Here is a 17,533-nt window from a genome sequence, read left to right as displayed (position 1 = left end):
ACAGCATGCTGATCGATCCGCGCCAAGGCGATATCGAGGACGATGCCGCCAGTCCCGGGCAGCGGTCCCTGCTCGCCATCGCCGGCAGCCTGCTGGCCGAAATCAGTCTGCCCAAGCTGCTGTTTGCCTGGGCGGTGTTGCTGCTGTTGCCGGCAGTGCTGCTGGGCCTGGCGCCGTTGCTGGCGTCCGCCTGGTTTTCGAAAGTGTCGCAACGGCTTGCCGCACTGGCCGAGGTCGGCACGGTGATCGCTTTGATCGCGATCGTCGCGCTGGGATGGATCGGATGGCGGCCGCTGTTTCGGACTGCCGAGACCAGTTTCTGGTCGCTCAACGCGCTCGCCGTGCAGCCCGGCTACGCGTTCGGACGCGAGGCGTTGCGTCATTTGACGGAACGGATGTGGGGCAAGAACCTGACCCTCGCCGGCCGGGCGCAATTGCGCAGCGCCAATTCGATCGGAGCAGCCATCGTGCTGTCGACATGCGCGGTGCTGGTCGCGATCGCGGCCTGGCCTGCCTCGCGCTGGACAGGAGGCTGGAACGACCTGGTCTTGCTGCATCGCCTCGCCGTGCCGACGCTCGCCAATGCCATCGTGCTGCTGTCGGCATATCTGGCGGTCGCATCGCTGGTGTGGGGATTTGCGGATGCCAGCATGCCGCAACCCGTCGATCTCGCCGCGTTCGATGCCGCGCCATCTGGAGGGCGTAGCTGGCGCGTTGCGCATCTGTCGGACCTGCACGTGATTGCCGAACAATACGGCTTCCGCATCGAGAGCGGCCGGGCGGGCCCGCGCGGCAATGGCCGGCTCGATCGGGTCCTGGCGCAACTCGCCGCCATTCATGCGAGCGATCCACTCGATCACATCCTCATCAGCGGTGACATGACCGACGCCGGCCGCGCCAGTGAATGGGCCACATTCCTCGACGCCATGGCGCATCATCCGGAACTTGCCGCGCGCACGGTGATGTTGCCGGGCAATCACGACGTCAACATCGTCGACCGCGCCAACCCGGCCCGGCTCGACCTGCCGTTCAGCCCGGGCAAGCGGTTACGGCAAATCCGCACTTTGTCGGCAATGGCGGCTGTGCAAGGCGATCGCGTGCGCGTGGTCGATGGCTTGGGAAAATCGACCGTAACGCTGAACGAGGCGCTGGCGCCGCACCGCGATGCGATCGTGGCGCTTGCGGAGCATGGCGGCCTGCGCCGTGTAGCGGCGCTGCGTGGCCTGTTCGACGACCAGTTTCCGATGATCCTGCCGCCGGAGGCGGAAGACGGCCTCGGAATAGCCATCCTGAACTCCAATGCGGAGACCCACTTTTCCTTCACCAACGCGCTCGGGCTGGTATGCGTCGAACAGATGCATCGCTGCGAGGCGGCGATCCGCCACTATCCGGCAGCACGCTGGATCGTCGCATTGCACCACCATGTGGTGGAGTATCCGATGCCGGTGAAGGCATTCTCGGAACGCATCGGTACGGCACTGATCAACGGCAGCTGGTTCGTGCGCAGGCTGGAAACGCTGGCCGGTCGCGCCGTGGTGATGCACGGCCACCGCCATATCGACTGGATCGGCGCATGCGGTCCGTTGAAGATCATCTCCGCGCCCTCGCCGGTGATGAACGCGACCGATGATGCGGTCACGCATTTCTATATTCACACGCTGACGGCTGGGCCGGAGGGACAGCTTGGTCTGCGGCCGCCGCAGCGCGTGGAGATTGCCGGCGAGAAAAAATCCCAGGGCGTACACTCATAAATTCGGGGATGACGTGCCCGACCCCTGGTGTGGGCTTTGCCCCCCATCAACGGACGTCAGCTTGGCGGGGCACTTCTGAAAAGTGCCAAGACCGGCCATTGAACGGCTGTGGTACGAGCCGAAGCCTGATGCATTTAGCAGTCGGCGAGGCTAACATGCGGTCGATGACCGACGACAAGGTGAAACGCCGCCTGACCACCGTGCTGTGCGCCGATGTGCACGGCTATTCTCGCCTTATGGGAGCAGACGAAGCGGGAACGTTGGGCGCGCTGCGCCGCCACCGCAACGCCATTGCAGGATTGGTGGAGCGCCACGACGGGCGGATCGTGAACACTTGGGGCGACGCCGTAATCGCCGAGTTCGCCAGCGTTGTCGAGGCCGTGCAGTGTGCGGTCGAGATTCAACAGGAAATTTCTAATCAGGAGTCGGACCCACCTCACGCAAACCAGATGCGGTTTCGCATCGGCATCAATCTAGGAGATGTGATGGTGGACGGTTCCGACATCTTTGGCGACGGGGTCAACATCGCGGCGCGGCTGCAAGAACTCGCCGAGCCGGGTGGCGTCGTAGTCTCCGCTTCCGTCTACGATCAAGTGCACAACAAACTATCCGTTGGCTTTGACTGCCTCGGCAAGCAAGAGATGAAGAACGTTGTTCCCGTAATCAGCTATCAAGTTACGATGGGCGGCGTCGGGCGACATCGCTTCCCCGTTGACAAAAGCGCTACTCCTCAAGCTGGAGCGGTTGCAGCCTCGGAAACTGGCGCTCAACGGACTCGCGCCCGATACGAGCGATCCGCGTGGATGAGCTCAATCACGGATCAGTTAGCGAACCTGCCTCGTCCCATTGCCGCGACCCTTACAGTTTCGGGCTTTCTGATTCTAATCAATGTCTTCACCGGTCTGCACCGAATCTGGTTTCATTGGCCGGTCGCAGCGTTGCTGTTCATTGGCATCCTGCGCACCGTGCTCCGGCGCGGATCTGCTTCGGATCGAAATGAGGATCGCGGAAAGCGTCGGGAGTGAGCGGCTCGGTTGCTGCAAACGCTTTCTTTCGTGCTGAACTGAATATTTCGGAAGGCTGGTGAAGGGCGTTTTGGGTCACCAACTGACCTCGGCACCCGTTTAGCTTTGGTCCGCTCATCACCCCGAAAGCAGACGAGTCAGATCGCGGGTCCGCGCTTTGAACAGAATTTGAACGGCACGCGGTCAGAAACCGAGCACGCGGAGCTGTTGCTTGCTGACCCGGTCGGCCGGGTCGATCGATTGTGCCTTGCGGAAATCGGCGATCGCCTCGGCGCGGCGGCCCAGCACTTCCTGGGAGAGTCCGCGGTTGTTGTAGGCTTCGATATAGGACGGATCGAACTGGATCGCTTGCGTGAAATCTGTAATCGCGCGGTTGCTGTCACCCTTTGCGACCCAGGCTTTGCCGCGCGAGTTGAAAGCGTTGAAGTCCTTGGGGTTTATCGCGATCGCCTGGTTATAGTCCCGGATCGCGTCATCGATCTTGCGCAGCGCCGTATTGGCATTGCCGCGATTCCAATATGCCACGCCGTTCCTTGGATTGATGCTGATCGACTGATCATAGGCAGCGATCGCGCGGCGATAGTCCCTCAAGCCTTCGTAAGCGACGCCCAGGCAATTGTACCCGCCGGAATTTTTGGGTTCGCGCTTGATGACCTCGCTGCAATCGGGAACGGCGAGGTCGTATTGGCGATTGTTGCTGTAGGCAACGCCACGCGAGCTGTACAGCCAAAACAGATTTGGATCGAGCTTGATTGCCTCGCTGTAGTCTGCGATCGCGGGCTCCCATCCACCTTTTTTCGTGATCAACCTCTTCCTGAAGAGTGCCTGCCCCCTTTGGCCGAAACCAAAGGCGTATTTCGGATCGATTGTGACCGCCTCGGTGAGATCGGCGACCGCCTGGTCGAATTCACCCTTTTCCGTCCTCGCCATGCCGCGGCGGGCATAGGCCCACGCATCCCTGGAATCGATCCTGATCGCCTCGGCGTGGTCGGCCAGCGCGGCGTCGTATTCATGCCGACCGTAGTAGGCGACGCCACGGTTGTTGTAGGCCCAGCCATATTTCGGATCGATCTTGATCGCCTCGGTGCAATCGGCAATGGCGGCGACGTGGTCCTCTTTGCTTTCGTAGGCCTCACACCGGTGCGCAAAGGCCGAGGCGTCCTTCGGGCTGAGCTTGATCGCCTCGCCGTAGTCGGCAATCGCGCGGTCGTAATCCTTGCCGTTGAAGGCGCCGCGGCCCCGATTCTTGAAGGCCTTGATGCGTTCTGCCGCCTGCGCGCTAACATCGTCGATGATGCGGCTACAGGCGGCGCCCGCGACGTCGGGCTTGTCGGCGCTGGCGTCGCACTCGTTCCGGTCGGCCGGCGCGGCGGCCTGCGCCGGCATCGCAAGCAGGAGAGCCACGCAAAGCAGCAGTCCACCTGATCCGCGCGCCGCCATGCTGTTCCTCCTCCGCCTTGCGCTCCGACGCGACACCTGTGGGCGTGACGACTTTAGCCCCAACGGCAGGCATTCTGCCATCGTAGGCGTATTAGAGCTTGCCCGGTTTCATCTGATCCGGTCCGCCGAACAGATCGGCGACCCAGCGGCTTGACGGGTGGGCGGCGCAGAAGGTCAGGATTGCAAGCCCGATCGGCACGCCGATGAAAGTTCCGAACAGGCCCCACAGGAACGTCCAGAAGAAGATCGAGAACAGCACCATGACGGGCGAGATCGACAACATCGTGCCGGCCACCCGCGGCTCGATGTAGCTGCCGACCACGAACTGAATGACGTTCAGGCAGGCGAAGAGGCCCAGCACGGCAGGCCAGCTCTCGAACTGCGTCATCGCCAGCAAGGTGGGAAACAGCGTGGCGACGAAAGGGCCGATGAACGGGATATAATTGAGCACGAAGGCGATCACGCCCCACTCGAATGCAAATGGCAGCCCGGTAATCGCGGCGAAAATGCCGACCAACAGACCGGTCACCGCGCTCATCTTCGTCCGCACCAGCAGGTATCTTCGAAATTTCGCCGCGGTCGCGGCGCTACCTTCGAGCAGTACGCCTGCTGCGGTACGGTTATCCAGCTGCTCGATCTTCTGCCTGACGTTCTCGACTTCGAGAAGTCCGAGCATGACGTAAATCAGGGCAATCACCCAGAAGCTGAGCGTGGTATTGACGCGCCCGGTGACATACTGCGTCGCGCGCAGCAGCCAGCCTACGTTGAAATGTTCGGCCCACAGTCCGGCGACCGAGATGCCGTGGCCATCCAGCCAGGTCACCATCTCCGCATAGAAAGCCTGGTAGCGCGGCAACTCCGCGACCAGCGATCGTCCGACGCGACCAAAGCCCCAGGCCGCGAGGGAGGCAAAGCCGAGACAGATCGCCACGGTGACGACGACGGTGATCGCCAGCGCGACCAGCTTCGGCATCCACGATTGCAACTGCTTCTGGACCGGCCACACGATGGCGATGATGAATATGGCCGCCGCAAGCGGCGCGAATACCCTGCTCGCCTGCGCCAACGCCGCGACGACCAGCACCGCCGCGATGATTCCTGTCGTGACCTTTAGCCCGAAGCTTACCCCATTTTGGGCTCCTTCGATCTTCAGCAATCGGAGATTGTCAGTTACGCCGAACGGCGGCAAGGGCGGCGAGGCCTCCCGCCACAACGTGATCGGAGTCACGTACAATGACCCCCGCCTGAACATAGCGTGCTTCCAAATCTCCAAGGAGAAGGAGCACCGCCATGTCCCGTTTCAAGTCACTGCTGCTATCTGCCAGCCTGCTGGCAGGCCTGCTGGGCTTCACCGGCGCGGCCTTCGCCGAGGCTCCCAATGCCGACATCCGCAACGGCATGCAGACGCCGCCGCCGACGGACCAACGCATCGCGCTTGTGATCGGTAATTCGAATTACCAGACCGCGCCAAGGCTCGCCAACCCCGGCAACGACGCGCAATCGATGTCTCAGCTTTTGAACCAAGCCGGCTTCGAAGTCACCCAGGCGACCGACCTGACACGCAAAGACATGGTCAGGGTCGTGCAGGACTTTACCGCCAAGGTCGCCGAGCGCGGCCCCGGCACCGTCGCCATGGTCTACTATGCCGGTCACGGCGTGCAGGTCGAGGGCGAGAACTATCTGCTTCCGGTCGATGCAAAAATCTCGTCGCAGTACGATCTCGACGGCAATTCGCTGCGACTGGTCGACCTGATGGGCACGCTGGACTCCATTTCAAGCCGGATGCGCATCGTCGTGCTCGACGCCTGCCGCAACAATCCGTTCCCGGAGGTCAAAGACACCGGACGGGGCCTGGCCATCGTCGATGCGCCGAACGGCTCGATCGTCGGCTATTCGACCGCACCGGGCATGGAAGCGCAGGATGGCGACGGCAACCACAGCCCGTATACGTCAGCGTTCCTGGATAACGCGCGCAAACCGAACCTGCCGATCGAGCAATTGTTCAAGCAGGTCCGGCTCGACGTGAACAACGCGACCAGAGGCCGTCAGACGCCCTGGGAAAGCTCGTCGCTGACCTCCGACTTCTATTTCTTCGGCGATACGGCGGTTGCCGCAGGCCGCGCACCGGATCGCCGCCCGATCATGCAGATGGCGGCGAACCTGCCCTCGCGTTCGGTACGGCAGGCCTACGACTACGTGGTGTCCGAAGGCTCGCCCGAATATTATGAGGAGTTCATCCGGCTCTATCCGAACGACCCGCTGTGCGACGAGATCCGCGTGCTGTACTATAATCTGAAGGTCGCAAAGGCGTGGCACAAGGCCGTGCTCGCGAACTCGCCGTTCGCCTACAAGACGTTCCACGAGAATTATTCCAACAGCCTCTACGCGCCCGCCGCGCTGAAGCTGTACGGTGCGCCGAAGGCCGTGCCGCTGATGCAATTCACGCATCTGGCGAAGCAGTCGCCGTCGTACAAACACGGCAACTTTGGACCCTCGTTCGCTCATAACAAGAGCGGAGGCGCGACGGGCCTGATCCAGCATATGCCCGCCCACGCCGGATCGAAGCCGTTCGGCAACGGCAACATGGGCAAGATGGGCCCGTTGTCCGGCAAGAACAGGCACAGCCCCTTCAATGCCGGCAACCACGGCGGCAACAACGGCAAGTTCTCGAGAATGCCGAGCAGGTTCAACAACGGCCCGCGTCATTTCGGCGGCGGAATGGGCGGCGGACACTTCAGCCAGCGTTTTTCCTCAGGTCCGTCGCGCATGTCGTTCGCCCGCGGCTCGTTCGGCGGCGGCCGCTCATTCGGCGGCGGCTTCGGACGGCGTCACTGAGCTGAGAGCCAGGCGTCACGCAAAACCGGGTAGAGCAAGCGCTCTGCCCGGTTTCGTTTCAGAGGAGATGATCAGGCGACCAGCTTGGCGAACAGGTCCGCGTCGACATTGCCGCCGGAGAGCACGATGACGACGTTCTTGCCCCTGGCGTCGATGCGGCCGGCCAGCAAGGCGGCAAGACCGACGGCGCCGCCGGGCTCGACCACCAGCTTCAATTCCCGATAGGCATAGGCGACCGCCGCGCCGACTTCCTCGTCGGACGCGATCACGCCATTCGCCAGCAGCTTGCTGTTGATCGAGAAGGTGAGTTCGCCCGGCATCGCCGCCATCAGCGCGTCGCAGATGGTGCGGCCGGCGGCGTGATGGGCCTCGCGGTGGCCTGCACGCAGCGACAGGCCGTGGTCGTCATAGTCCTTGGGCTCGGCGACGATGATCTGCGCTTGCGGAAACTTTGCCTTCACCGCCGTCGCAACGCCGGCGATCAGCCCGCCGCCCGATGCCGGCGCCACCACGATATCAGGGGCGAGCCCGAGCGCCGCCATGTCCTCGGCGATCTCGCGGCCTGCGGTGCCCTGGCCGGCGATCACGAAGGGATCGTCATAGGGGCGCACCAGCGTCGCGCCGCGCTTCGCAGCAATGCCGTTGGCGATGGCTTCGCGATCTTCCTTGTCGCGGTCGTAGAGCACCACCTCGGCGCCGTAGCCCTTGGTGCGCTCGCGTTTGGTGACGGGAGAGTCCTTGGGCATCACGATGGTGGCCTGCATGCTGAGAAGCTGCGCCGCCGCAGCCACGCCCTGGGCGTGGTTGCCGGAAGAAAACGCGACCACCCCGCCGCTGCGCTTGTCCTGCGGGATCGAGGCGAGCTTGTTGAAGGCGCCGCGGAACTTGAACGATCCGGTCCGCTGCAGCATTTCGGGCTTTAGAAAGACCTTGGTCCCGACGCGTTCATTGAGAACGGGAAACGACAACAGTGGTGTCCGCACCGCGAACGGCGCGACCACCTTGGCGGCGGCCTCGATATCGGCCGCGCCAATGGGTGGATTTTGGATGGATTCTGGCATCCGCAATTTGTATCGCGCTCGCCGACGGGCGGGCAAGACGATTCAGCGTGATCCTGCTAGCGTTTTCGAGCGAAGCATGCCCTCGGACTTGATCCGGGGGTGGCCACCGGTTCGCGTCAAGAAAACGCGTCAAAACAAAGAATCTTAGAGCCCGGTTCTGATTCAATCGGAACTGAAGGGCTCTAAGCGACGAAATGCGGCTTATCAGCCACAAATTCCGCCACGTCGCCTTCCGGCTCGACCGGGCGAAGATTCAGGGCATGCTCGACAAAAACCCGCGCGGAGGCCTGCCAGCTGTAGCCGGCGGCGAATTCGACGCAATCCTGCCGCGAAACCTGCAGCGCCTCCAGGCAGGCCGCGCGCAGATCCTCGTCCAGAACGCCGACCGGCGCCGAGCCGATCACGTCGCGTGGACCGGTGACCGGAAAGGCCGCAACCGGCAGGCCGCTGGCCAGCGCCTCCAGCAGCACCAGGCCAAACGTATCGGTCCTGCTGGGAAATACGAAAATGTCGGAGGCCGCGTAGATTTCAGCCAGTTCCTCGCCATGCCTTGCGCCCAGGAACACGGCATCAGGATATTTCCGCTCCAGCGCCATGCTGGCCGGCCCATCGCCGACGACGAGCTTGGTGCCGGGCAGATCGAGGTCGAGGAAGGCTTCGAGATTCTTTTCGACCGCGACGCGCCCGACGCTGAGGAACACCGGCATCGGCAGGCAGAGATCGGCGCTGCGCGGATGGAACAGCGAGGTATCGACGCCGCGCGACCACAGCACCACGTTGCGAAAGCCGCGCATGCGCAACTCGGCCGCCAGCGCCGGCGTTGCCGCCATCACCGCCTGGCTCGGCCGGTGGAACCAGCGCATCGCGCGCCACACCCAGGATTCCGGGATCGGCGAACGCGCCGAAACATATTCGGGAAAACGGGTGTGAAAGCTCGTGGTGAACGGCAGGCCGCGCTTGCGGCAATAACGCCGCACCAATAGCCCGATCGGGCCTTCGGTCGCGATATGAATGCTGTCGGGCTTTGCCGCCTTGATCAGTTTTGCGATTTTTGCCGGGTACGGCAGCGCCAGCCGCAGATCGGGATAGCTCGGCATCGCAAAAGTGCGAAACGATTGCGGCGTCAGGAAACTCACCTCGACGCCAAAACCCCTGGCCGCATCCGCCATCGCGGTCAGCGTCCGCACCACCCCGTTGACCTGGGGGTGCCACGCATCGGTTGCGACCAGGATATGCGTCATGCAGCGCGCGCCGTCACGCGGGGAACGGGTGCCGCCGTGCGCAGCGGATCGGTCCAGGTGATGATTTCAAACCGGCCGTCTTCATGCTCGGCGAGCGCGGTACAGCTTTCCACCCAGTCGCCGCAATTCATGTAGCGGATACCATGCTCGTCGCGAATGGTGGCGTAATGGATGTGGCCGCAGATCACGCCGTCGGCGCCGTGACGCCGCGCTTCGCCGGCCAGGGTCTTTTCGAACGCACCGATATAGTTCACGGCGTTCTTGACCTTCAGCTTCGCCCATTGCGACAGCGACCAATAGGGCACGCCGAACATGCGCCGGAAGAAATTGACCAGCCGGTTCATCTGGATCGCGAAGTCATAGGCCTTGTCGCCGAGATGGGCGAGCCAGCGCGCGTTCTGCACCACGAGATCGAAGATGTCGCCGTGGATGACGAGATAGCGCTTGCCGTCGACGCCCTCATGAATGGTGTTTTCCACCACGTCGATGCCGCCGAAATGCGTGCCGTAATAGTTGCGCAGGAACTCGTCGTGATTGCCCGGCACATAGATGACCTTGGCGCCCTTGCGCGCCTTGCGCAGCATCTTCTGCACGAAGTCGTTGTGCGATTGCGGCCAGTACCAGCCTGACTTCAGCGCCCAGCCATCGACGATATCGCCGACAAGGTAGATGGTGTCGGCGTCATGGCTCTTGAGGAAGTCCAGCAAACGGTCGGCTTGCGAGCCGCGGGCTCCGAGATGGACGTCGGAGATAAACAAGGTACGAAAGCGCCGTTCGGGGCTCTCTTCACTCAAGGAGTCACTGCCCATACCTGCTCACCTGACAGATTTTTGTGACAGGGCGATGACTGTTCACGCCGCGATAACCCCACGAGAATCAATGCAGCGCCCCACAGCTTGCGGATACCAGCGCGATGCGACAGGCAGGCGACATTGGAGAGGCAACATCTCGACGTTGTCCCTGCCCGATGCACATTGCGCAGGAACCCATTACCGACGGGATCAATCCGTGGTGAACGTTAACTATTTCCGCTATTCTACGGATGAGCCGTGGCGCGCTCGCAAAGACGACCGCTAGTAAAATTTATGAAAATGGTGGATCGGGCCGTGGCCATGGCCAACGCTGAAGCGGTCTGCAGCGGCAATCGCGGCGCTGACGAAGGCCTTGGCCTTGCGCACGGCGGTTTCCATGCCCTCGCCCTTCGCCAGCCCAGCGGCAATCGCCGAGGAGAGCGAGCAGCCGGTGCCGTGGGTATTTTTTGTGGCGATGCGCGGCGCGGCGAGTGCGGTGACACCAGAGGAGTCGATCAGATAGTCGATGCTCTCCGCGCCCTCCCCGTGACCGCCCTTGATCAGCACAGCCCGGCAACCCAGGGCCAGCAATCGTCTGCCTTGTTTCTCGACGGCGGCTTCGTCCGCCGCCACGCCTTCGTCGAGCAGCGCTGCGGCTTCCGGCAAATTGGGCGTGATCACCGACGCCAGCGGAATGAGTTTTGTGCGCAGCGCGTCGACGGCTTCGGTCGCGAGCAGCCGGTCGCCCGAGGTTGCAACCATGACCGGATCGAGCACGACATGCTTCGGCGACCAGCGCCTAAGCCCCGCGACGATGGCGTCGATAACCGGCGGCTGCGCCACCATGCCGATCTTGACCGCACCGACCGCGAGATCGGAAAACACCGCGTCGATCTGCGCGGTCACGAAATCGGCCGGCACCTGGTGGATGCCGCTGACGCCCTGGGTATTCTGCGCGGTCAGCGCCGTGATCACGGAGGCGCCGTAGACGCCGAACGCGGCAAACGTCTTGAGGTCGGCCTGGATGCCCGCTCCCCCTGAGGAGTCCGAGCCGGCGATGGTCAGCGCGATCGGCGTCGTCATTAAGAGCCTCGTGAAACTGCTGGATTCAGGGCCATGGCTTGTCCTAACGCGGCAGGGCACAGGCGGCAAGCTGGCTTGCCATGGGGCGAGGTTTTTGGCCTATTGGGCCAACATTTTTGGAGACGACAGCGATGGTTCCCTTCTTCGTCCAGTTCAAATGCAAGCTCGGCCAGTCCTATGCCGTCGCCAATGCGCTCGCGGAGGCCGAGATCGCCTCGGAGATCTATTCCACCGCCGGCGATTACGATCTGCTGGTCAAATTCTATGTCGATAACGACACCGACATCGGCCATTTCGTCAACGAGAAGGTGCAGGTGATTCCGGGCATCCAGGACACTCACACCATCATCACCTTCAAGGCGTTCGGCACGGGCTAGTAGCGGCAGCCCCGCCTGTCTGCCATCGCCGTCGACTTCGCCCGCCGCGGCCACGCCTGCGGCCTCAGGGAGCGCCCGTCCTGTCCGAGACATCTGTCACTTTTGGCCGGCTGAAGGCCTTCATTCAGCAGGCGCTCACCGTGGTGGGCTTGCCGGACGCCGATGCTGCGACAGTCGCGGCCCTGATGGCGGCAGCCGACCTGCAGGGGTCGGATGGGCACGGCGTCAGCCGGTTGCCGCAATATGTCAGGCGGATCAAGGCCGGCGGCTTCAACGTCCGGCCGAACATCCATGTCGTGCACGAGCACGCCAGCACGGCCGTCCTGAACGGCGACAACGGCATGGGCCACCTCGTCATGAAACGGGCGGCCGAGATGGCGGTCGAAAAGGCGCGCGCCACCGGAATTGGCTGGGTCAACTCGCAGTTCAGCAACCATGCCGGCCCCGCCTCGCTCTACGCCACGATGCCGCTCGCCCATGACATGATCGGGCTCTACTTCGCGGTCGGCAACGCCAATCACCTTCCGCCCTGGGGCGGCCTCGACATGCTGCTGTCGACCAATCCGATCGCGGCGGCGATTCCGGCCGGCGACGAAAACCCGATCGTGCTCGACATGGCGACGACGGTCGCCGCCTACGGAAAGGTGAAAACCAAGGCGCTCCGCGGCGAGACCATGCCGGAGGGCTGGATGATCGACCGCGAAGGCAAGCCGCTGACCGACCCGAAACGCGCCGACGAAGGCATGCTGCTGCCGCTCGGCGGCATGGAGGCCGGCTACAAGGGCTACGGACTTGCGATGATCATCGGCCTGCTCGCAGGCACGCTCGGCGGCGCCGCGATGGGCCGCGACGTGATCGACTTCAATCACGACGACGACAGCGTCACCAACACCGGACAGGCGATCGCCGCGATCAACATCTCAGCCTTCGGCGACATTGCCACCTTCAAGCGAAGCGTCGATGCGCTGGTGCGCGATTTCCGCAACAGCCAGCGCATGCCGGGTGTAGACCGCATCTGGGTGCCCGGCGAACGCAGCCATGAAACGCGCCTCAGGCGGACCAGCCTTGGCATTCCCGTAGCCCCTGCGCTGCTGCGCGGACTGGACCAGATCGCCAACGAGCTCGGAATATCGAAGCTGGTGAACTAGAGCGCGGACTCACGCGCGCGCAGCCAAATTCGGATGGAAGCGCGAAAGGCGAGTTTCAGAACATTGGCGGCAGCGCGACCTCAACCCCCATGGCCTTGGTTGGATGCACGCTCGGCCTGGCCAACGGCCCCATCCTGGCAACCACCTCGTTCGGCACCCCGTAGACCTGTATCACGTGGTCGATTTTTCTGAGACCGCAGGCCTCGCGCTGCACGACAAAGAGCCAGAGCGCATATCCCGCTTGCTCGACGAGACCATCGCGGATTTTTCGATCGTTAGCCGTCCGCGGGCATGCGGCAAGTGCCGTCAGCGCGGCTTCAAGCCGCCGTCCCAGCCGCCCGAGCGCTGACGCCCTCTCCTCGGCGATCTCGTATTGGAGAGTTGCGTATCCGGTATGAAGTAGATCCACCGCCATATCGGCGAACTCCGCAGCGTGGCCTGCCAATTATCTCCAATTTATTGGTCGGCAGCGGGCTGTTCAAGACAAAACGCAGCAGTGCGCGAAGTCATTCGAAATGAGAATTGTGTCGCCGTGTTCGGTTCAGAACACGTCGATCGTCGGGAAACGAGGCTCGCCTGTGATGCAGTCCCAAAGGTAAATCGCAAGACCGACGTCGCCAGTCCAGGCGTCAGGTGTAAGCGCGCGATGACGACCGAGGGCAATCATGCCTGAGAGCTTCCTGAGCGCGATCCATCTTGTTCTTCAGCAGGGATCGCACGATTAAGCGCAACGTATCCAAATGCGCTGCGCGCGGCAACCAACGGCACCATTCGGCACAGATCTATAGGATCACCGCCTAGGCCGCATCCTGGCGCGGGCGATAGACCTGCGGCTGACGCTCGAGTTCGTCGATCGGCACCGGCCGGCCCATCAGATAGCCTTGCGCGAAGTTGACGCCGAGCGACTTCAGCCGCTCGAACTGTTCGCGCGTTTCCACGCCCTCGACCGTGACCGACATGTCGAGACCGCTCGCCAGCGTCACGATGGTGCAGACGATCGCGGTGCTCTTGTAGTTGCGCGTCAGGTCGGCAATGAACGACTTGTCGATCTTGATCTTGTTGAACGGGAAAGCGGTGAGGCTGCCGAGCGACGAATAGCCGGTGCCGAAATCGTCGAGCGCCAGCGATATGCCGAGGCTCTTGAGCCGCTCGATGAAGGCGTGGTTTTCGAGCGCCCGCTCCAGCAGCACGGATTCGGTGATCTCGATCTCCAGCCGCTCCGGCCGCAGGCCGGAATTCTTCAGCGCCGACCGGATGATTTCGAACAGCTCGGCCTGCTTGAACTGGACCGGCGACAGGTTCACCGCGACCTTGATGTCGTCGGGCCACCGCATCGCGTCGTCGCAGGCGCGACGGATCACCCACTCGCCAAGCGGAATGATCAGCCCGGTTTCCTCGGCGAGCGGAATGAACTGATCGGGCGGGATCAACCCGCGGGTCGGATGTTGCCAGCGCGCCAGCGCTTCCACGCCGCACCGCCGCCCGGTCTGGACGTCGAAGAATGGCTGGTAATGCACCTCGAACTGGCATCGCGCGATGGCATCGCGCAAATCGCCTTCGAGCGTGTTGCGGGCTTCGAGCTCGGCCGACATCGCTTCGTCGTAGACCGTGTAGCAATCCCGGCCCGCCGATTTCGACCGATAGAGCGCAAGATCCGCCTTCTTCAGCAGCTCTTCCTGCGCGCTGCCGTGCTCGGGCGCCAATGCTATCCCGATACTGGCGCCGATTTCGACGCGGTGGCCCGGCAGCTGAAACGGTTCGGCAATCAGTTTCGAAATGCGAGCCGCGAGGTCGAGCGAACCGCGGCGCTGATCGTCGCACGCGGCCTGGATGACGGCGAATTCGTCGCCGCCGAGCCGCGCCAGCACGTCGGTGGAGCGCAGCGTCGATCTCAGACGACGGGCGACCTGCCGGAGCAATTCATCGCCGGCGGCATGACCGAGCGAATCGTTGACGTTCTTGAAACGGTCGAGGTCGAGCATCAGGATCGAAAACGCTCCCTTGTCCCGCCGCTCGTACGAATTGACGTCATGGAGTTGTTCGAGAAAGAACGCCCGGTTCGGTAGCCCGGTCAGGATGTCGGTCTGCGCCAATTCCAGAACGCGCCGGTTCACCCGGGCGAGCTGGTGCGCATTGCGGCTTGCGAGCCATAGATAGGCGGCCAGGAATGCGGTGATGACGATTCCCGCGGCGAGCACCGCCAACGCGCGATAATAGTGCGCGATCAGCGTACCGCCGGCGGTGGGAGTCGCCCGCACCTGCCAGGTGGCGTCGCCGACCTTGAGAGCTCCCGACCAGTGCGGCACCGTCACGAGAGCAGGCGTCGAACCCGGCTGCCGCTGCTCGGACGAGAAATCCGCAACGCCTGCCGCCTGCCCGGCGCGGCCCGCATTTGGCGGATAGACGTCGACGCGGACGGCCGGACTTGCGGCCGTCGTGGTTCGGATCGAGTGCAGCACAGGCTGGAGATTGAATACGGCGACGATGAATCCGGCCAGGTTGCGCCGCCGGTCAGCGACCGTGGTTCGCGAAGTGCCCTTGGCGTAGACCGGAACGGTGACGAGCACGCCGATGGGCCGAACGCCGCTCTTCGGTTCATACAGCCGATCGCGCAGCGTTGCGATCATGTCGTTATCGCGCGCGCGTTCGAGCGTCGCCCGCCGCTCGGGGGCCGTCGCATAGTCCAGGCCATAGACCATCGAGGTCTTCGGCTCGGTGGAAAAGAAGACAGGATAGTACTCGTCATTCTGTGGCGCAGTCGCAATGCTGCCATCCGCGTTGAGCGATTTGATCCGGTAGCCGGAAATTCCGTCGGTGATCGCCGCTGCCTCGTATTCCGCGCGCTCCTTCCGGTTGACGCGCGGGAGCCAGGCAACACGGAGGATGCCAGGGTGGCGCTCGAACAGCCTTCCGGCGAAAGCCTCGAATTCGCTGCGCGTGACCTCCTCGTTGGCCGACTCGAACAAGGTGCGCAGCGCAACCAGGCGGCTGATATATTCGTTCATGCCGTTCTGCATGATGATCGACTGGGTCTCGGCGACACCTTCGAACTCGACCCTGGTAACCCGCTCCTCCCACTGGCTGACGGCGTATGCTCCCGCCAGCGACAGTACGAGACCGATTCCCATGGCCACCGACGCCGGGCTGCACATGACCAGCCACACAGGCCGCCGACGATGCATCGTCGTGCCTTCATGACGGGCAATGTCCGGATCCCGGTCGCTCATGTCAGACTGCTTCGCTCGCCCCACGCGCCCCGCCGAAACACCTGTTCCGGCGTCAGCGGAATTATCGGACATGGACTTGCGTTAAGAACTCGACAATCCACCGAGAAGCATTGTCCGCTTTGGGAGGCTTAGTTAATGATCTGCGGGTCGCTGCGCGCCGACACGCAGATTTCTCCGGAATACTACGGAGCCGAACGGACCGTCGGAGTTAGCGCCGTCTTCATGACGTGAAAATATCCTTGCCGCGCGAGAATGCGCTTCTCATTTTCGGAAAGTCGCAGCCCAAGTCGCAGCAATGGATCGATCGCGCTCAAGAATCTTCGCAGGCCTCGTCACCCTGTTCGCTGTCGCAAGCCCGTTGCATGCGCGCGCCGAAACGGGCGTGACATCAGATGCGATCCTGTTCGGTCAGGCGGCGGCGCTCGAGGGGCCGTCTTCCGCGCTCGGGCAAGGCATGCGGCAAGGCATCCTCGCGGCGTTTGCGGAGATCAACGCCAAGGGCGGGGTGTACGGCCGCAAGCTGCACCTTGTCAGCCGCGATGACGGTTACGATCCCGATCGCTCGGTGGTCCAGACCACGAAGCTGATCGAGGAGGAGAATGTCTTTGCGCTGATCGGCGCCGTCGGCACGCCAACCGCGATTGCGACGGTTCCGATTTCGAGCGCGAGAAACGTGCCGTTCATCGGCCCATTTACCGGCGCCGAATTCTTGCGCGCCCCCGAGCTTCACAGCGTCGTCAATATCCGCGCCAGCTACAGCGCCGAGGCCGAGGCCTGGGTCAAGCATCTGACCGAGGATCTTCACTTCACGAATATCGCGATCCTCTACCAGGATGATTCCTTCGGCCGCGACGGCCTGGCGGGCGTCAGGCGCGCGCTGGAGAAGCGCGGCATGGAATTGAGCGCCGAAGGCACGTTCGAGCGCAACACCAAATTCGTCTCTTCGGCACTGCGGATCATCAAGCGCGCGGAGCCGCAAGCCGTGGTCATGATCGGGACCTATGGGCCGTGCGCCGAGTTCATCAAGCTCGCGCGCAAGGCCGGCTTTCATCCGACCTTCGTCAACGTCTCCTTCGTCGGCGCCGACGCGCTGGCCAGGGAGCTCGGCGCCGCCGGCGAGGGCGTCGTCGTTTCCCAGGTGGTGCCGTTTCCGTGGGACACCTCGCTCAAGGTCATCGCCGACTACCAGGCTGCCCAAAAGGCCCTCGATCCCACCCTGTCACCTGGCTTCGTTTCGCTGGAGGGATATCTGTCGGGCCGCCTCACGGTCGCCGCTCTCGAACTGGCAGGGCCGCACCCAACCCGCGCCGGCCTGTTGCGGACCATCAACGAGGTCGGCCGGTTCGATATCAGCGGAAGCGTCATCACCGTCGGACCGAAGATGCAGGACGCGCCCCCCAAGGTCTTCCTCACCGTCATTCAGAAGGACGGCTCGTTCAAGGCCGTGGACCGGCAGTGATGGAGACGGGGCCTGGCGGGCTCCGCATCCTGCTACCGCCACAGGCGGCCTCATGGCGGATGCCGGTTAACCATCCCAAGCGATTGGCATGCTTT

14 protein-coding genes are annotated in these 17,533 nt (G+C 63.1%); 6 read left to right on the top strand and 8 right to left on the bottom strand.

Annotation, left to right across the window (positions count from 1 at the left end; genetic code table 11):
* Nucleotides 1-5 precede the first annotated feature (5 nt).
* Nucleotides 6-1,751: a metallophosphoesterase family protein gene (locus tag ACVWVY_RS20230; RefSeq protein WP_456628033.1), complete on the top strand. Its 1,746-nt coding sequence runs from the start codon at nucleotides 6-8 to the stop codon at nucleotides 1,749-1,751.
* Between the two features lie 164 nt (nucleotides 1,752-1,915).
* Nucleotides 1,916-2,776, top strand: coding sequence for an adenylate/guanylate cyclase domain-containing protein (locus ACVWVY_RS20225; RefSeq protein ID WP_456632261.1), 861 nt, complete (start codon nucleotides 1,916-1,918; stop codon nucleotides 2,774-2,776).
* A 183-nt stretch (nucleotides 2,777-2,959) separates the two neighbouring features.
* Here the strand turns inward: ACVWVY_RS20225 and ACVWVY_RS20220 are convergent, their stop codons facing one another.
* On the bottom strand, nucleotides 2,960-4,216 hold the full coding sequence (locus tag ACVWVY_RS20220; RefSeq protein WP_456628032.1) for a tetratricopeptide repeat protein: 1,257 nt from the start codon (nucleotides 4,214-4,216) through the stop codon (nucleotides 2,960-2,962).
* Nucleotides 4,217-4,307: 91 nt separating this feature from the next.
* Nucleotides 4,308-5,363: an AI-2E family transporter gene (locus ACVWVY_RS20215; protein ID WP_456632260.1), complete on the bottom strand. Its 1,056-nt coding sequence runs from the start codon at nucleotides 5,361-5,363 to the stop codon at nucleotides 4,308-4,310.
* Between the two features lie 143 nt (nucleotides 5,364-5,506).
* Here ACVWVY_RS20215 and ACVWVY_RS20210 point away from each other — a divergent pair, with 143 nt between their 5' ends.
* Nucleotides 5,507-7,051: a caspase family protein gene (locus tag ACVWVY_RS20210; RefSeq protein WP_456628031.1), complete on the top strand. Its 1,545-nt coding sequence runs from the start codon at nucleotides 5,507-5,509 to the stop codon at nucleotides 7,049-7,051.
* Nucleotides 7,052-7,122: 71 nt separating this feature from the next.
* Here ACVWVY_RS20210 and ACVWVY_RS20205 read toward each other — a convergent pair whose 3' ends face one another.
* The 4 genes from ACVWVY_RS20205 to thiD all read right to left on the bottom strand — a co-directional run bounded on the left by ACVWVY_RS20205 (nucleotide 7,123) and on the right by thiD (nucleotide 11,227).
* Nucleotides 7,123-8,112, bottom strand: coding sequence for a threonine ammonia-lyase (locus ACVWVY_RS20205; RefSeq protein ID WP_456628030.1), 990 nt, complete (start codon nucleotides 8,110-8,112; stop codon nucleotides 7,123-7,125).
* Nucleotides 8,113-8,294: 182 nt separating this feature from the next.
* A complete protein-coding gene (locus tag ACVWVY_RS20200; RefSeq protein ID WP_456628029.1) occupies nucleotides 8,295-9,353 on the bottom strand; it encodes a glycosyltransferase family 4 protein in 1,059 nt (352 codons plus the stop codon).
* Nucleotides 9,350-10,162 (bottom strand): UDP-2,3-diacylglucosamine diphosphatase, encoded by an 813-nt coding sequence (locus tag ACVWVY_RS20195; RefSeq protein ID WP_456628028.1) that lies wholly within the window; start codon nucleotides 10,160-10,162, stop codon nucleotides 9,350-9,352. The genes ACVWVY_RS20200 and ACVWVY_RS20195 overlap by 4 nt, the downstream gene beginning before the upstream one ends.
* Nucleotides 10,163-10,426: 264 nt before the next feature.
* Nucleotides 10,427-11,227 carry a bifunctional hydroxymethylpyrimidine kinase/phosphomethylpyrimidine kinase gene (thiD, locus tag ACVWVY_RS20190; RefSeq protein WP_456628027.1) on the bottom strand — a complete coding sequence of 267 codons (801 nt, stop codon included), beginning with the start codon at nucleotides 11,225-11,227 and terminating at the stop codon, nucleotides 10,427-10,429.
* A 131-nt stretch (nucleotides 11,228-11,358) separates the two neighbouring features.
* Between thiD and ACVWVY_RS20185 the strand changes: the two genes are divergently transcribed.
* Both ACVWVY_RS20185 and ACVWVY_RS20180 read left to right on the top strand, forming a co-directional pair.
* Nucleotides 11,359-11,604 (top strand): Lrp/AsnC ligand binding domain-containing protein, encoded by a 246-nt coding sequence (locus ACVWVY_RS20185; protein WP_029583462.1) that lies wholly within the window; start codon nucleotides 11,359-11,361, stop codon nucleotides 11,602-11,604.
* Nucleotides 11,605-11,660: 56 nt separating this feature from the next.
* Nucleotides 11,661-12,752 carry an Ldh family oxidoreductase gene (locus ACVWVY_RS20180; protein ID WP_456632259.1) on the top strand — a complete coding sequence of 364 codons (1,092 nt, stop codon included), beginning with the start codon at nucleotides 11,661-11,663 and terminating at the stop codon, nucleotides 12,750-12,752.
* A gap of 55 nt (nucleotides 12,753-12,807) precedes the next feature.
* Here the strand turns inward: ACVWVY_RS20180 and ACVWVY_RS20175 are convergent, their stop codons facing one another.
* Nucleotides 12,808-13,167, bottom strand: coding sequence for a DUF6665 family protein (locus ACVWVY_RS20175; protein WP_456628026.1), 360 nt, complete (start codon nucleotides 13,165-13,167; stop codon nucleotides 12,808-12,810).
* A gap of 382 nt (nucleotides 13,168-13,549) precedes the next feature.
* Nucleotides 13,550-15,934 (bottom strand): putative bifunctional diguanylate cyclase/phosphodiesterase, encoded by a 2,385-nt coding sequence (locus ACVWVY_RS20170; protein WP_456632258.1) that lies wholly within the window; start codon nucleotides 15,932-15,934, stop codon nucleotides 13,550-13,552.
* A gap of 340 nt (nucleotides 15,935-16,274) precedes the next feature.
* On the opposite strand from ACVWVY_RS20170, the gene ACVWVY_RS20165 reads away from it, so the two are divergent.
* Nucleotides 16,275-17,438: an ABC transporter substrate-binding protein gene (locus ACVWVY_RS20165; protein ID WP_456628025.1), complete on the top strand. Its 1,164-nt coding sequence runs from the start codon at nucleotides 16,275-16,277 to the stop codon at nucleotides 17,436-17,438.
* Nucleotides 17,439-17,533: the final 95 nt, after the last annotated feature.

This window comes from Bradyrhizobium sp. URHC0002, from assembly GCF_054059515.1.
Note: the sequence above shows the minus strand (reverse complement) of the source record. Positions and strands in the feature narration are given on the sequence as shown.

Excerpts from the sequence above, each read along its gene's own strand:
- ACVWVY_RS20175 (WP_456628026.1), bottom strand. The coding sequence starts at position 13,167 with ATGGCGGTGGATCTACTTCATACCGGATACGCAACTCTCCAATACGAG.
- ACVWVY_RS20220 (WP_456628032.1), bottom strand. The coding sequence starts at position 4,216 with ATGGCGGCGCGCGGATCAGGTGGACTGCTGCTTTGCGTGGCTCTCCTG.
- ACVWVY_RS20165 (WP_456628025.1), top strand. The coding sequence starts at position 16,275 with ATGGATCGATCGCGCTCAAGAATCTTCGCAGGCCTCGTCACCCTGTTC.
- ACVWVY_RS20170 (WP_456632258.1), bottom strand. The coding sequence starts at position 15,934 with ATGCATCGTCGGCGGCCTGTGTGGCTGGTCATGTGCAGCCCGGCGTCG.
- ACVWVY_RS20185 (WP_029583462.1), top strand. The coding sequence starts at position 11,359 with ATGGTTCCCTTCTTCGTCCAGTTCAAATGCAAGCTCGGCCAGTCCTAT.
- ACVWVY_RS20230 (WP_456628033.1), top strand. The coding sequence starts at position 6 with ATGCTGATCGATCCGCGCCAAGGCGATATCGAGGACGATGCCGCCAGT.
- ACVWVY_RS20225 (WP_456632261.1), top strand. The coding sequence starts at position 1,916 with ATGACCGACGACAAGGTGAAACGCCGCCTGACCACCGTGCTGTGCGCC.
- ACVWVY_RS20210 (WP_456628031.1), top strand. The coding sequence starts at position 5,507 with ATGTCCCGTTTCAAGTCACTGCTGCTATCTGCCAGCCTGCTGGCAGGC.
- ACVWVY_RS20205 (WP_456628030.1), bottom strand. The coding sequence starts at position 8,112 with ATGCCAGAATCCATCCAAAATCCACCCATTGGCGCGGCCGATATCGAG.
- ACVWVY_RS20195 (WP_456628028.1), bottom strand. The coding sequence starts at position 10,162 with ATGGGCAGTGACTCCTTGAGTGAAGAGAGCCCCGAACGGCGCTTTCGT.
- thiD (WP_456628027.1), bottom strand. The coding sequence starts at position 11,227 with ATGACGACGCCGATCGCGCTGACCATCGCCGGCTCGGACTCCTCAGGG.
- ACVWVY_RS20200 (WP_456628029.1), bottom strand. The coding sequence starts at position 9,353 with ATGACGCATATCCTGGTCGCAACCGATGCGTGGCACCCCCAGGTCAAC.